The following is a 13,456-nucleotide window of genomic DNA, read 5'->3' as shown; positions in this document are numbered from 1 at the left end:
AAGCTTCTTCATCATTCCGCTCGACTTGCATGTATTAGGCACGCCGCCAGCGTTCGTCCTGAGCCAGGATCAAACTCTCCATAATAGGTGAGTCGATTAGCTCGACTTTGTTGCTGGCGTCAAAAAATTGACGTTTATAATGAACGGTTAAGTTCAAGTTTGTTTTCGATACCAACAGGTGTCGGCGTAAGAAAACGTTTGTGCTTCCGGCACCGAAGTGCGTTCCGCTTGTTAGTTGACGTTTTGCTGTTCAGTTTTCAAGGTTCATTAGGTAAAATTATGGAGCGGGTGAAGAGAATCGAACTCTCATCATCAGCTTGGAAGGCTGAGGTTTTACCACTAAACTACACCCGCGTTATTATAATATTATATAGAATGATAAGGTGTTTTGGCGCGCCCGACAGGGGTCGAACCCACAACCTTCTGATCCGAAGTCAGACGCTCTATCCAATTGAGCTACGGGCGCTTGTTGCTTGGTGCGGCCGAGAAGAGTCGAACTTCCACGGGATTTCTCCCACTAGGCCCTCAACCTAGCGCGTCTGCCATTCCGCCACGACCGCTTGATGTTTTAACGACAAGAATTAGTATAACACGTTTACACAAGAAGTCAAGCAAGAAAATGATGAGCCATGTAGGATTCGAACCTACGACCCTCTGATTAAAAGTCAGATGCTCTACCAACTGAGCTAATGGCTCGCAAACATAAGGAATAAAGTATGGCTGGGGAACCTGGATTCGAACCAGGGCGTGACGGAATCAAAATCCGTTGCCTTACCGCTTGGCTATACCCCAATAAAAAATGGCGGTCCCGACGGGAATCGAACCCGCGATCTCCTGCGTGACAGGCAGGCATGTTAACCGCTACACCACGGAACCATTTGGTTGCGGGGGCAGGATTTGAACCTGCGACCTTTGGGTTATGAGCCCAACGAGCTACCGTGCTGCTCCACCCCGCGATAATGTTATTGTTATAAAGACTATGAGTACTAAGCTTATAGTAAGTTGGACATCTGCATCGGCTTCGCCTGCTTCGATGTTAATCGCCATCTTCGTTTGGCGATTGAAAACCTTGCACCTTCCACGCTTCGCTTGCGTCGGCGCTACTTCGTCGTCTTCGTACGACTCGTTGCTACACCCTCGCGATTTCTTTAAAGGAAGCTTGATTACTGTGTCACCCTCGACTTCTTTATAGGAAGTTGAATTTCCACTTCGCTTTCGCGTCATCTTAATAGGAAGTAAAATACTACTTCACTCTCTTGATTTCATTATTGTTAGTATAACATAGTTTCTAAAAAAATTGGTGACCCCTACGGGATTCGAACCCGTGTTACCGCCGTGAAAGGGCGGTGTCTTAACCGCTTGACCAAGGGGCCATGGCTCCGAAGGTAGGACTCGAACCTACGACCAATCGATTAACAGTCGATTGCTCTACCACTGAGCTACTTCGGAATAACGTCATGTAACTAATCGACTTTCCCTATTATAGTGAGATAGTTCTTCCTCGTCAACCACTTTTGACCAATTTCTTCAAACAATTATTATTCAACTTTTTTCAATTGCCCTGAACACTTGCCACAACGGTATTTGAGCGTATTTAAACGAATTTTCCGTCTATAAAGAAGTCCACAAGAAATACACCCATAGATATGTTGAGTTACATTCTTCCTTCTTTTCGCAGACCCTAAGTTTGCACAAAATCTCGGAGATTTAGTCATCTTTAATAATTCTTTAAAATCTTTATCGCGATGTTTGTAGCCTTTTCCTTCTATATGTAAGTGATAATGGCACAATTCATGCCGAATTATTCCTTCAAGTTCCTCAATACCATGAAGTTCTAGTGATTTAGGGTTAATTTGAATATGGTGAGTTTGCAGCATATAGCGCCCACCTGTCGTTTTGAGTCGACTGTTAAAATACGCTTCATGTACAAAGGGTTTGTTAAAGTCGGTTGCTGAGATTCTCGTTACGAGTTGTTGAAGTTCTTCGTTTGTCATGCAATCCATCCTTTGAATATTTTAAAACCTGCCTATCGATGTTCAATAGGCAGGCTCCATATTAATTTTGTTTTACTGGAGGCAACATAGTTAGTGCTATGCGTCCTTTTGTCTTTTCTACTTGTTCGACCCATACGGTTACGATGTCTCCAAGTGCGACGACATCCAGTGGGTGTTTAACAAATCCTTTTTTCAATTTAGAAATGTGGACAAGCCCATCTTGTTTAACACCTATGTCTACAAATGCACCAAAATCGACGACGTTACGAACGGTTCCTTGTAATTCCATACCACTTGCCAAGTCTTCCATTTGAAGAACATCAGTCTTAAGTAATGGTTGTGGGAACTGATCACGCGGATCTCGAGTTGGTTTTTTTAATGTATCTACAATGTCTTTTAAAGTAATTTCTCCAACGTCTAAACGTTCGTTTAACTCTTTCAAATTCAACTCATTAAGAGCAAGTTCGGCTTCTTTCGTACCAATCTGTGCTTTAGTTAGACCAGCAGTTTTCAATACTTCTTCTGCACTTTTATAGCTTTCTGGATGGATACCAGTAGCGTCAAATGGATTTTTAGCCTCTGGAATTCGTAAAAATCCGATAGCTTGCTCATACGTTTTCGCACCAAGTCTAGGAATTTTCTTCAGTTGGGCACGTGAAGTGAACTTACCGTTTTCATCTCGCATAATAATAACATTTTCAGCGACTGTTTTTGATAAACCAGAAACATACTGCAGCAAAGATGCTGATGCTGTGTTGATATTTACCCCCACTTGGTTAACGGCTGTTTCTACTATAAAGGTTAATGAATCATTTAGCTTCTTTTGAGAAACGTCGTGTTGATACTGACCGACTCCTACAGCTTTTGGTTCGATCTTAACTAATTCTGACAGAGGATCTTGTAGTCTTCGTGCAATTGAAACCGCACTTCGTTGCTCAACTTGAAGATGTGGAAATTCCGCTCGTGCAGTATCTGAAGCTGAGTACACACTTGCCCCCGCTTCATTGACGATGACGTAAGCAACTTCTCTATCTGCTTCCTTTAGACATTCCGCAACAAATTGTTCTGATTCACGAGATGCTGTTCCATTGCCAATGGCAATAATTGAAATCGGGTAGCGCTTTAAAATATCTAAGATCATTTTTTTGGACCCTTGAACATCCGCTTTTGGAGGATGTGGATAGATAACTGATACTTCTTGCAGCTTCCCAGTATCGTCGACAACAGCTAATTTACACCCTGTTCTGAATGCTGGATCCAGTCCTAATACAACTTTTCCTTTTAGCGGTTGTTGCAGTAATAGGTTACGCAAATTTTCAGAGAAAATATGAATGGCCTGTGTTTCGCCTTTCTCTGTTAGTTCCGTTCGAATTTCACGCTCAACTGAAGGCGCAATTAAACGCTTATACGAGTCTTCTATCGATTCTGTTACTTGTGAAATGCTTGGTGACGAACTATGTGTCGGAATCCACTCATCGCGCATGATACTTAAAATCCGGTCAACCGGCGCATGCAAACTAACTTTCAAGATATCTTCTTTTTCTCCACGGTTTAGTGCAAGAACACGATGAGGCACAATTTTCTTGACTGGTTCTGTGTAGTCATAATACATTTCAAACACACTTTTCTCATCATTACTTTGTTTTTTGACAGCAGATAAGATAGAGCCCTCTGCTCTTGTAAAGTTTCTGATTTTTTCACGAATCTTTGCATCATCTGCAAATTGTTCAGCTAAAATATCTCGAGCACCTTGTAATGCTTCTTCGACATTCGCCACTTCTGTTTCTTCATTAATAAAATCTTGAGCCAATTCTTCGAGTTGTGTGTTTGTATAACTAAATAATACGTTCGCTAAAGGCTCTAGTCCTTTTTCTTTTGCAATGGTTGCTTTTGTTCTGCGTTTTAGCTTATATGGTCGATATAAATCTTCTAACCTTTGTAGAACAGTGGCCGCTTGAATGGCAGTAGATAACTCATCCGTTAGCTTCCCTTGTTCATCGATTAAGCGAATTACTTCTTCCTTACGTTGTTCTATCTGCTGTATGTAGCGGTAACGATCTTCAACTGCTTTAATTTGCACTTCATCTAATGAGCCTGTTGCTTCTTTACGATAGCGCGCGATGAAAGGAACCGTATTTCCCTCTTCAAGTAAATCAATAACTTGTTGTGCTTGCGCGGGTCGCACATTTGTTTCTTTCGCAATTCTTTGCATCAATTGTTTCGCATCCATTTGACTCATCCTTTCTTAACACTTTCTATTTTATCATTAGAAAATCACAACATGCACCCACAATGGTGCATGTTGATGTTTTTCTTTTACTGATATCCAAAAATTTTGCTATTTTATCAGTGCTAGATAATCACAAAATGGTTAAACCAATGGAATTTTCTTGAGTACTAGCTAAAAACCCGTTTTTCTATTACATACAAAAAGCCTACTCCATTTTATTGGAGCAGGCTGCCTGCGATAAATGTTGCATCGTCACCATGTTCGATTGTATGAATTAATGTTTGATGCAAATCATATGCACCTGAACAATTTTGCATTGTTTTTTTAGGGTTGCCTAGTACTACACCGTCTGAATGGAACAAAAACAAATCACCAGGTTTATAGGCGTAGGTTTGGGTTCTAATCTTCTGAGGTCTCCCAGATAAGTACCCCATTACCGGTAGAGGATAAATCATTTTATCGTCATCTCTCCGTGTCATGTAGAACTTAATATTCCCAACACAACTATACTGAATTGTTTTGGCATTAAAATCAACTTTAACAATGGCAACTGCAGCACCACGTTTTTGAAACATTAATACATTGCATCGTAACAGTAATTCATCAATTGTTTCATGGTGATATTGAGTTAAAATCATAGGAATGATTTCAGCTGACTGTCTAGCGATAGGTCCGTTACCTAGACCGTCCGCAATTGCACACAAAAAGTAATCCCCATTCATATACGTAAAGTACGTATCTCCTGATTCACTATTTCCTTCTTTTGCTTCTTGATAGACGAATACTTCTAAATAAGGGTGTCTAATTGAATCCATTAGGATATTCCACCAGCTGCTTGTATGGCATCTTGTAGTTTTTTAATAGCTTTTCGTTGCAATCGAGAAACATGCATTTGAGAAATCTCGAGCTTATCGCCCGCTTCTTTTTGGCTTAATTGATCAATATATGTATACTGAATCACTTGCTTTTCACGTTCAGAAAGAACGCTTAGTGCATTAGCCACTAACATTCGTTGATCCGTTTTCTCGAAACCATCGTCTTTTTGACCAATAACGTCAAATAGAGTGATACTACCACCGTCTGAATCAGATTCAAGCGAGTGGTCCATGGATAGCGCTTGATAGCTTCTTCCCATTTCCATTGCTTCTAATACATCGTCTTCTTCGACTTCTAGAAATTCTGCGATTTCAATAACTTTAGGAGATCGTTGAAGTTCAGTAGTTAAGGTCTCAACAGCTGACTTTATTCTTGGTCCCAATTCTTTTATACGACGAGGCACATGTACTGCCCACGTCTTATCACGCAAAAAGCGTTTGATTTCGCCAATGATCGTCGGAACAGCGAAGGCTTCAAACGTTCTGCCAAATTCGGAATCGTATCGACGAATTGCACCAAGCAAACCTAACATGCCTACTTGAACAATATCTTCGTGATACGATTTCCCATTTGAGTATTTGCGTGCAATTGATTCAACTAAACGTTGATAATTTAACACTAAATTCGTTTGTGCATCTTCATCTTCTGTTTCTTGATATGCTTTAATCCACTCTAAAATCTGTTCTTTTGTTTGATGATTAGGAGGAGATAGTTTCGACATTCTCTTCCACCTGCTCTTCTCCGACATATTTTGTCATAAAGACAGTTACGCCATCTTGATGGTGGACTTTCACCTCATCCATCAATGTTTCAATTAAATACAGTCCAAGTCCACCTTCGCGTAAAAATTGAACTTCTTGGTGTTCATTGTAAGGGCCAACTTTGGCTTTCGTTTCTTCAAAGTTAAAGCTCTTGCCATGGTCTGCCACCATAATTTCAATTTTATCTGGGTAAAGTGCACAGCCAACAACTACTTCGCCTTCGTCCACTCCAGAATAAGCGTGTTGCACTGCATTTGTAATCGCTTCAGAAGAAGCAATTTTCAAATCTTCTATATCATCGTAGGTAAAGCCGATTCGACTTGCTAATCCCGAAATAGTTAAACGAGCAACGCCTACATATTGTGGTTTAGCTGGAACCCTAATTTCTACGTAATCAAATGGTCTCATGATTAGTTTCCACCTTTATCTTCTGTTTCAATATCCATGATTTCTCCAAGGCCTGTAATGTCAAATAATCGTTTTAGACGAGGCGATAACCCCGTTAACTTAACATGTCCGTTGGCTGCATTAATATTTTTAAAAAACGCAACAATAACCCCAAGTCCAGTACTGTCCATATATGATACTTCTGACATGTCTAATTCAGCTAATAAGCCATCTTTCGCCTGCACTGTCGCCAATTTTTCGCGCAATATAGGTGCAGTAAAAGCATCGATTTCTCCACTAATAAAACCTTTTACGAAGTTTCCTTCTTCTTTTATCACAACTTGAACATTCATTAATAAACACCCCGTCCATCTACTGTATCTTTCATATACTCCTTGGTTACCACTATTTCACGAATTCAAAACCTTTTAACTCGTTTTTTTGAAAATAACGAGTGTAAAGTCATCACGAAGCTCAAAATTCTGCATCTTTTCTAGTTCTTTAAAAACGGAATCCACAATCGTTTGTGCACTTTCTTCATGTAAAGAATGAATTAATTCGGCAATAATTTCTTGTTCAATGAAGCCATCCTCAGTTCTACACTCGGTTACACCATCTGTCATCATGACAACAAAGTCACCCGTCTCCATTTTCACTTCGTGCTGCACATAAGTAACATTAGGAACTACACCTAACAATAGTCCTTTTGCATGCAACTCTGAGAATTCGCCTTTTTTAGCATCGAAAAAAAGAGCAGGTTCATGACCTGCTGATGCGTAAGTAAAGATGGAATTTTCAACATTATAGCGACCATAGAACATGGAAATGAACATATCATCATTGACACTTTTTTCAACAATGCGATTGATAATATCTAATACTTTCTTCGGATCTGAAGTTGCATCCTGTAGACTATCCATCCCGTACTTAATCATGGACATGCACAGTGCTGCCGGAATTCCTTTGCCAATAACATCAGCAACTGCAACACCCGCATTGTGATAGTTATCGCTAAGGAAGTATATATAATCCCCATTCATTTTCCTTGCAGGTACTGATACTAGACCAATCTCAAGACCACTTAATTCAGGAACAGTTGTTTTCAACAGAGTTTTTTGAACGTTAGCCGCCAAATCCATTTCAACTTTCATTTCTTCTTGCTGTTGAATGAGACTTTGATGTTCTGCATGAGCAAGTCCATATCGAATCATCATTTCGATTAACAAATCAAATGAATGCCAAACATTCATTGGCAACTCAGGATACATTTCTTCCAAGGCTACCTTATGTATGCTAATTACATCCTCAGGGGCTATGTTTTTTTGTATGAGTTGACGACTAAAGTTCTGCCCCGCATATAAGTTTTGCTCCGTTTGGCGCATTACATATTGTCTGAGTATTTCTTTATACTGCCGTCCAATTTCTTGAGGCATTTAACCTAACCTCCTAACGAATCCACTTAGTTGCTTTAATAACAGTTCCTTCGCCTAAAACTGTTTCTATTTTAAAATCATCCATTAAACGTTTGACCCCAGGCATACCAGCGCCCAATCCACCAGAAGTAGAGAAGCCATCTTCCATCACTTTGCGAACATCGGGAATTCCTGGTCCTTCATCTGATGCGATAATAATAATACCAAATTTTCCGCCCTCTGAAATACGTTCAATTTCGATTTTACCTTTTCCTGCATATAGGTAAATATTACGAGCTAGTTCACTAATTGCAGTTGTAATACGTGCTTGGTCAACCGTGCCAAAGCCGACTTCTTTTGCTTCGTTACGACCAAGTTGCCTTGCCGCAACAATGTCCCACTCAGTTAAAATTTCTACAGAAGAGCGATAGCTCATAATTATGCCTCCAATTCTCGTTGGAGTTTTTCAAGACCATTTTCTAAGTCTAAAGCTGTCATAACGTCTTCTAAGCGAATACCTAATTCAATCAGTGTAATAGCTACTGCAGGTTGAATTCCTGTAATCACTACTTTTGCACCCATTAAACCAGACATACTTATTACGTCTCCGAGAACCTTAGCAATAAATGAGTCTATAAAATCGATTGGCGTAAGATCAATTACAACCCCACGTGCACTTGTTTCGTGCATTTTAGTTAATAAATCTTCTTGGAACTGAAGAGCAGTTTGATCATCTAACTCCCATTGAATAGAAACAATAAGACAATCTTTTAATTTCAAAATAGGAATACGTAAGTTCAATCTTCTTCCACCTCCACGATTTTACGGTTCGTCCAAGCTAAGGCTTGTTCAACACCTCGCTGTAATGTGCTTGTTGTTGTGAAATCTTTTAAGTTTATTCCTAAAGTAACAATCGTTTGTGCAATTTCAGGGCGAATTCCAACGAGCATACATTTCGCACCTACTAAACGAACTGCATCAGCAGCTTGGATGATGTGATGTGCTACCATCGTGTCAACTACAGGTACACCTGTAATATCTAGTAAGACAACTTCAGCTCGGTGTTTAACTACACCTTCTAATAAGTTTTCCATTATTAATTTTGCACGTTCCGTGTCAATCGTTCCGACAAGTGGCATAACCGAAATTTTATCAAAAACAGGTATTAGGGAAGCTGAAAGTTCTTGAAGCGCAATTTTTTGTAATTGCACTGTCCGTTCCCATGTTTTTGCATACGTTTCAACAATTCCATCTCGCATTGGTGTAATCCAAGCTGCGAATACCATGACATACTCTTTCATATTTTGTTCTGTAATTGTTTCATTTTTTTCTAACATTTCATAAACGATGTGAGAGAAGTGATTGATTGCTTTCATGACAAAGCTGATTGACCAACCAAAACGCACCACTTTATTAGTAAATTCTTTTAAGCGGTTATCGTAATTGTTTTCACCCTCGAATAGATTAGAAATCATCAATTCCGCAAATTCACGACTCGTTTTATCAATGACCTCTTGAGACATCACTTGAAAGAAGCGTTCTTCTGAGTCATCTTTCATCATTTCTTGCCATCTATATAATATTTCATCAAGATTATCTTGAATGAATGTAGCCATATTTTTATTCATAGTCAGCGGTGAAGCCTCCTCAATATATTTTTTCCTACCTATCATTGTATACGAAATCTGCCAACTACACACGTTTTTTGTCTAATTTCAAAAAAACACCGTACGGAAAAAATTCCGCACGATGTGTGTGTCTTCATATGTATGACTAAAACTTTACAAGGCCAAGACTTATTTCAAGCGCCTCATCTACCTCTTCCATCAGCACATCATCTAGCTGCGTAATTTTATCCGTCAGCCGCGATTTATCAATCGTACGCAATTGTTCAAGCAAAATAACGGAATCCCGTTCAAATCCATACTTTTTAGCATTGATTTCTACATGCGTTGGTAATTTTGCTTTTTGAATTTGCGCGGTGATAGCCGCTATGATGACTGTTGGGCTGAAACGATTTCCTATATCGTTTTGAATCACCAGAACGGGTCTAGTCCCACCTTGTTCAGACCCGACTACTGGCGATAAATCAGCAAAAAAAACGTCACCACGTTTTACGTTCAAGACTTCATCCTCCGCTTACGAGACGCTCCACAGTATGCTCCGCTTCATATTCCAAATGTAAACACTCGCTTGCAATGGACAAGTTAATATGCGACATTTCTACGTAGCCTTTTATCATCGCTTCTCGTATAAGATTTGGTTGAACCTGTTTAATAAGTTTTTTTGTCGAAAAATAAACAAAATCTTCTGGTCCAGCAAGTTGTTGCTCTTTCTGTCTATCAAGATCGCTCACAAATTGTCTTGGAAGTTTCACAATAACTTCCTTTGTTTCTCTCTTTTCATTCACAGTCAACACCTCCGACAAACCCGTCCCTCTTTTCAATACTTTTATATCTTACCATTCAAAACGTGCAATGAGAAGACAAAGAAGGAAAATATCTGACAATATTTTTAGAATAGTCGGTTTTTGTCGAACACTATGATGTGTATACCCTAGGCACTCGATTCGTAAGTACGCAAGGAATTTCGTACGAAATTGTCTGTAGTTTTTGCGCCCATTCTTCAATGGAAATTAGTTCAGATCCTTGTCTTCCAATTAACACGACAGGTTCACCTATAGGTACCTGTCCATCTAAACGAACCATACATTGATCCATGCAGATTCTGCCGATAATTGGCATCCTTTTCCCTTGGATTAACACTTCTTGACCACTCAGTCCTCGCAGCATTCCATCTGCATAGCCTATAGGAAGAGTAGCGATCCACTCGTCTTTTTCGGCTGTATAGGTGGCTCCGTAACTGATGGTTGACTCTTCAGTTAGTTGTTTAACGTTGACGACTTCTGTGTACAAACTCAAGGCTTGACCTAATTGAAAAGGTAGTTCATCTCTGACATAAGCAGAGGGTGATAATCCATACATTGAAATACCGAAGCGTACTGCATCAAATAAAGAATCTTTATGCATCAATGAAGCTGCACTATTTGCTGCGTGGATGCACCTTGGTCTTTCAGGAAAGAGTTGTAAAAACGTTTTAAACTTCGCGAGTTGTCGTTTGAACTGTCCCGCATTTTCTTCATCAGCCGTCGCAAAGTGCGTAAAGACACCATCTATCAGCACATCTGGTCGTTGACGAATGGTTTGAAGAAGCAAGCTTAACTCTGATTCCGTTGTAACGCCTAACCTGCCCATGCCGGTGTCGATTTTAATATGAATCTTCAACTTTTTGGGTAAGGTCGGAATGTGAAGAAACCAATCTTTTTGAAATACAGTGATCGTAATATCATGTTCACTTGCTATAACAGCAAAAGCAGGAGGAGATGCACCCAACACAAGAATGGGCGATTCGATGCCAAGTAACCGCAATCGAATCGCTTCATCAGGTGTTGCAACAGCTAGCATGCTAGCTCCAGCTTCTAATGCAGCTTTTGATACTTCTAAATCTCCATGGCCATAGCCATTTGCTTTAACAACAGCGATAACCTGAACGCAATGATGAATATGTTTCTTCAAATTTAGTATGTTCATTTTTATCTGATTCAAATCAATTTCTGCATATGTTGGTCTATAAAAATTAGTAGGTTGCATCTTCATTCCTCATTTAGGGTTCGATAGTTAGTATGATCGGTTTATTTTAAATCAGATGCCGTCATTGAAGAGGCAACTGTCATCATTTCTTCACGTGACATTGAATTTGATGCTAAGAAGAATTGAACGCCATCTTGTTCCCAAGAGATGGATTGATCTGTAATTGCGCCAATTGCAAAACCTAAATCGGCTGGATCACCAGGTGCAAAAACAGGAACTAAATCCACGGATTTCTTCGTAATTGGTGATTGGATAATTGTGAAGTCTTTGTTGCCACCATATGTTAAGATCACGCGTTCTTGCGTATCATCTTTAATTACTTTTTCTTCAAGCATATCTACGCCTTCCCATTGTAGAGAAGGATAATGTGTTTGGAATACTGGTAACTCTACTTCAGCACCAGCTGTTTCATTTTCAGTCGTTTCTTCTGCTGGCATGTCTGCTTTGTAATCAGTAGCATTTCTAGATGTACCTAAAGTAATTTTATCAAATGTAATCAGAATTTGTTGTTCTTTTTGATCATTTAAAATTGACACTTTTGTTGGAAGTAATGTTTTCTTACTGATATAAATTTGTTGAGTTGGTAACATTTTTTGATGACTGTTTCTAGTTTTCGTTTCAAAAATATACGAATTCTTATTTTCAGTCATGACAGATTCTTTATCAGCTTTAATGTCTTTTGCAAGAGAACCAATTAAGTAGGCTTGGCTATTTTTTTCCGGCCAGTCACTCTGGAATTTATAAGTCTTCCCTAATGTTGGCGTGATAACAAATACACCTTCTTTATTTCTTACAATTGTTTGTGATACATCTTCACCTGTTTGACTAACCTTCACACGATAAAACTCAGGTTTCGTGTGCCATACACTCACTTCATACAAACGAGGTTCTGAACCGGTACTGATTTCCATCTTGGCGTCTAACTCATACCCCTTTGTTTCCACCCACTTACTACTTAACTTCTTCAATACGTCCTCTTTTGACTCAGTACCACAAGCTGATAAGAAAACCACTAACAATATTACTAATCCTGCAAATAAACGGTTGCGCAATAAATTCACCCTTTCTCATATCGATGCGTTAAAACATCTTATGAAAGAGGGACAGGGATTATTCAACCAATATTACTTGTGCTGCAGCGAATTGTTTTGTATGAGTGATACTAACATGACCATTTACTTCTTGTCCTTTAAAATAGAGTAGTGGTTTTCCATCTTTATTTGGCAACACTTCTATATCTTGAAAGCTGCAATTCTTACCAATTCCTGTCCCATTCGCCTTTGCAAATGCTTCCTTAGCAGCAAAACGCCCAGCTAAAAATTCGACTTGTCTCGTGTCATTTAATTGCTCAAATCGTTCCATTTCTCGAGTAGTTAAAATGCGTTCTTTAAATTTCGAAGTACGCTCGTGTGCAGTTATAATTCGTTCAATTTCCGTCACATCTAAACCGATTCCTGTAATCATGAAACACTTCTCCTTTCAACCATATGCCATTTCGCGGTATAATACACACATACAAATTTGAGGTGAATATATGTTTAGTCGTACAGAAAATTTTTCACAGTACATTAAGTTTTACCCAGTGGCTTCTGCCATTATCGCACTCAACGTCATTATTTATGTATTATCTATTATTCCGTTTGTTGGTGATTTAATATTCAACTATGGCGCGGGGGCTAATTATTTAATCTCTGATGGCCAATGGTGGCGCTTTATTACTCCTATGTTTTTACATGCTGGGTTTTTGCATTTGCTTTTCAATATGTTTTCATTGTATTTGTTTGGACCAGAACTTGAAAAGCTTGCAGGTAAATTGCGTTTCTTAAACATTTATTTTATGGCTGGATTATTTGGAACTGTCGCTACATTCCTTCTACAAGACGCTTCGTATGTACATGTTGGAGCTAGCGGAGCTATCTACGGACTTCTCGGAGCATTTGGTGCACTTGTCTATTATGCACGAAATACATTACCTCAACTTAAACAAATCATTTTACCGATTATCGTCATCAGTATTATTATGACGTTCTTAACACCAAACATAAATGCTACTGCCCATTTAACTGGACTGGCTGTTGGTTTCTTAATCGGATTAAGTTACTTTCATCCAAAACGCATTGTCGGTTGGAAAAAAAGAAAAAGATAG

At 39.2% G+C, this 13,456-nt stretch carries 16 protein-coding genes, 9 tRNA genes and 1 rRNA gene; 1 reads left to right on the top strand and 25 read right to left on the bottom strand.

Annotated features, from left to right (window positions below):
- The 25 genes from ACFPYN_RS18700 to acpS all read right to left on the bottom strand — a co-directional run.
- A 16S ribosomal RNA gene (locus ACFPYN_RS18700) occupies positions 1 to 85 on the bottom strand; the annotation flags it as partial.
- Between the two features lie 195 nt (positions 86 to 280).
- Positions 281 to 354 (bottom strand) — tRNA-Gly (locus tag ACFPYN_RS18695).
- A gap of 35 nt (positions 355 to 389) precedes the next feature.
- Positions 390 to 466: transfer RNA gene (locus ACFPYN_RS18690), tRNA-Arg, on the bottom strand.
- Between the two features lie 8 nt (positions 467 to 474).
- Positions 475 to 560, bottom strand: a tRNA-Leu gene (locus tag ACFPYN_RS18685).
- 63 nt (positions 561 to 623) lie between these two features.
- Positions 624 to 696, bottom strand: a tRNA-Lys gene (locus ACFPYN_RS18680).
- Positions 697 to 717: 21 nt separating this feature from the next.
- Positions 718 to 792, bottom strand: a tRNA-Gln gene (locus tag ACFPYN_RS18675).
- Between the two features lie 8 nt (positions 793 to 800).
- Positions 801 to 876, bottom strand: a tRNA-Asp gene (locus ACFPYN_RS18670).
- Positions 877 to 879: 3 nt separating this feature from the next.
- Positions 880 to 956, bottom strand: a tRNA-Met gene (locus ACFPYN_RS18665).
- Between the two features lie 342 nt (positions 957 to 1,298).
- Positions 1,299 to 1,373: transfer RNA gene (locus ACFPYN_RS18660), tRNA-Glu, on the bottom strand.
- A gap of 1 nt (position 1,374) precedes the next feature.
- A tRNA-Asn gene (locus tag ACFPYN_RS18655) sits at positions 1,375 to 1,449 on the bottom strand.
- A gap of 89 nt (positions 1,450 to 1,538) precedes the next feature.
- The gene (locus ACFPYN_RS18650; RefSeq protein WP_377736404.1) at positions 1,539 to 1,994 is read right to left on the bottom strand and encodes a SprT family protein; all 456 of its coding nucleotides are present in this window, start codon (positions 1,992 to 1,994) and stop codon (positions 1,539 to 1,541) included.
- A 61-nt stretch (positions 1,995 to 2,055) separates the two neighbouring features.
- A complete protein-coding gene (locus tag ACFPYN_RS18645) occupies positions 2,056 to 4,224 on the bottom strand; it encodes a Tex family protein (protein WP_377736402.1) in 2,169 nt (722 codons plus the stop codon).
- Between the two features lie 215 nt (positions 4,225 to 4,439).
- Complete coding sequence (locus ACFPYN_RS18640; RefSeq protein ID WP_377736400.1) at positions 4,440 to 5,039, bottom strand: PP2C family serine/threonine-protein phosphatase; 600 nt, start codon at positions 5,037 to 5,039, stop codon at positions 4,440 to 4,442.
- A complete protein-coding gene (gene sigB / locus ACFPYN_RS18635; protein WP_377736398.1) occupies positions 5,039 to 5,821 on the bottom strand; it encodes an RNA polymerase sigma factor SigB in 783 nt (260 codons plus the stop codon). Before sigB ends, ACFPYN_RS18640 begins: the two co-directional genes overlap by 1 nt.
- Entirely contained in the window at positions 5,799 to 6,269 is a 471-nt protein-coding gene (rsbW, locus tag ACFPYN_RS18630; RefSeq protein ID WP_377736395.1) for an anti-sigma B factor RsbW, read from the bottom strand. Before rsbW ends, sigB begins: the two co-directional genes overlap by 23 nt.
- A 2-nt stretch (positions 6,270 to 6,271) precedes the next feature.
- Positions 6,272 to 6,601, bottom strand: coding sequence for an anti-sigma factor antagonist (locus tag ACFPYN_RS18625; protein WP_377736392.1), 330 nt, complete (start codon positions 6,599 to 6,601; stop codon positions 6,272 to 6,274).
- Positions 6,602 to 6,676: 75 nt separating this feature from the next.
- A complete protein-coding gene (locus ACFPYN_RS18620) occupies positions 6,677 to 7,681 on the bottom strand; it encodes a PP2C family protein-serine/threonine phosphatase (RefSeq protein WP_377736389.1) in 1,005 nt (334 codons plus the stop codon).
- Between the two features lie 13 nt (positions 7,682 to 7,694).
- Positions 7,695 to 8,096, bottom strand: a complete 402-nt coding sequence (locus ACFPYN_RS18615) for an anti-sigma regulatory factor (protein ID WP_377736387.1) — start codon at positions 8,094 to 8,096, stop codon at positions 7,695 to 7,697.
- 2 nt (positions 8,097 to 8,098) lie between these two features.
- Positions 8,099 to 8,461, bottom strand: a complete 363-nt coding sequence (locus ACFPYN_RS18610; RefSeq protein ID WP_108585473.1) for an STAS domain-containing protein — start codon at positions 8,459 to 8,461, stop codon at positions 8,099 to 8,101.
- Entirely contained in the window at positions 8,458 to 9,288 is an 831-nt protein-coding gene (locus ACFPYN_RS18605) for an RsbT co-antagonist protein RsbRA (protein ID WP_377736384.1), read from the bottom strand. The genes ACFPYN_RS18610 and ACFPYN_RS18605 overlap by 4 nt, the downstream gene beginning before the upstream one ends.
- Before the next feature lie 145 nt (positions 9,289 to 9,433).
- Complete coding sequence (locus tag ACFPYN_RS18600) at positions 9,434 to 9,784, bottom strand: type II toxin-antitoxin system PemK/MazF family toxin (RefSeq protein ID WP_016429759.1); 351 nt, start codon at positions 9,782 to 9,784, stop codon at positions 9,434 to 9,436.
- Positions 9,785 to 9,788: 4 nt separating this feature from the next.
- The gene (locus ACFPYN_RS18595; protein ID WP_377736381.1) at positions 9,789 to 10,088 is read right to left on the bottom strand and encodes a transcriptional regulator; all 300 of its coding nucleotides are present in this window, start codon (positions 10,086 to 10,088) and stop codon (positions 9,789 to 9,791) included.
- Positions 10,089 to 10,200: 112 nt separating this feature from the next.
- On the bottom strand, positions 10,201 to 11,310 hold the full coding sequence (alr, locus tag ACFPYN_RS18590; protein ID WP_377736378.1) for an alanine racemase: 1,110 nt from the start codon (positions 11,308 to 11,310) through the stop codon (positions 10,201 to 10,203).
- A gap of 41 nt (positions 11,311 to 11,351) precedes the next feature.
- Complete coding sequence (locus tag ACFPYN_RS18585; protein ID WP_377736376.1) at positions 11,352 to 12,362, bottom strand: LolA family protein; 1,011 nt, start codon at positions 12,360 to 12,362, stop codon at positions 11,352 to 11,354.
- A 58-nt stretch (positions 12,363 to 12,420) separates the two neighbouring features.
- On the bottom strand, positions 12,421 to 12,774 hold the full coding sequence (gene acpS, locus ACFPYN_RS18580) for a holo-ACP synthase (protein ID WP_377736374.1): 354 nt from the start codon (positions 12,772 to 12,774) through the stop codon (positions 12,421 to 12,423).
- A 70-nt stretch (positions 12,775 to 12,844) separates the two neighbouring features.
- Between acpS and ACFPYN_RS18575 the strand changes: the two genes are divergently transcribed.
- Complete coding sequence (locus ACFPYN_RS18575; protein WP_377736372.1) at positions 12,845 to 13,456, top strand: rhomboid family intramembrane serine protease; 612 nt, start codon at positions 12,845 to 12,847, stop codon at positions 13,454 to 13,456.

The sequence above is a fragment of the Paenisporosarcina macmurdoensis genome (assembly GCF_042658845.1).
Lineage (GTDB): Bacteria > Bacillota > Bacilli > Bacillales_A > Planococcaceae > Paenisporosarcina > Paenisporosarcina macmurdoensis.
The sequence above is the reverse complement of the archived record's forward strand: the minus strand, read 5'-3'. Positions and strand labels throughout refer to the sequence as shown.

Coding starts and splice junctions, on each gene's coding strand:
- ACFPYN_RS18605 (WP_377736384.1), bottom strand. CDS start 9,288: ATGAATAAAAATATGGCTACATTCATTCAAGATAATCTTGATGAAATA.
- ACFPYN_RS18650 (WP_377736404.1), bottom strand. CDS start 1,994: ATGACAAACGAAGAACTTCAACAACTCGTAACGAGAATCTCAGCAACC.
- ACFPYN_RS18640 (WP_377736400.1), bottom strand. CDS start 5,039: ATGGATTCAATTAGACACCCTTATTTAGAAGTATTCGTCTATCAAGAA.
- rsbW (WP_377736395.1), bottom strand. CDS start 6,269: ATGAGACCATTTGATTACGTAGAAATTAGGGTTCCAGCTAAACCACAA.
- ACFPYN_RS18615 (WP_377736387.1), bottom strand. CDS start 8,096: ATGAGCTATCGCTCTTCTGTAGAAATTTTAACTGAGTGGGACATTGTT.
- ACFPYN_RS18625 (WP_377736392.1), bottom strand. CDS start 6,601: ATGAATGTTCAAGTTGTGATAAAAGAAGAAGGAAACTTCGTAAAAGGT.
- ACFPYN_RS18575 (WP_377736372.1), top strand. CDS start 12,845: ATGTTTAGTCGTACAGAAAATTTTTCACAGTACATTAAGTTTTACCCA.
- sigB (WP_377736398.1), bottom strand. CDS start 5,821: ATGTCGAAACTATCTCCTCCTAATCATCAAACAAAAGAACAGATTTTA.
- alr (WP_377736378.1), bottom strand. CDS start 11,310: ATGCAACCTACTAATTTTTATAGACCAACATATGCAGAAATTGATTTG.
- acpS (WP_377736374.1), bottom strand. CDS start 12,774: ATGATTACAGGAATCGGTTTAGATGTGACGGAAATTGAACGAATTATA.
- ACFPYN_RS18620 (WP_377736389.1), bottom strand. CDS start 7,681: ATGCCTCAAGAAATTGGACGGCAGTATAAAGAAATACTCAGACAATAT.
- ACFPYN_RS18645 (WP_377736402.1), bottom strand. CDS start 4,224: ATGGATGCGAAACAATTGATGCAAAGAATTGCGAAAGAAACAAATGTG.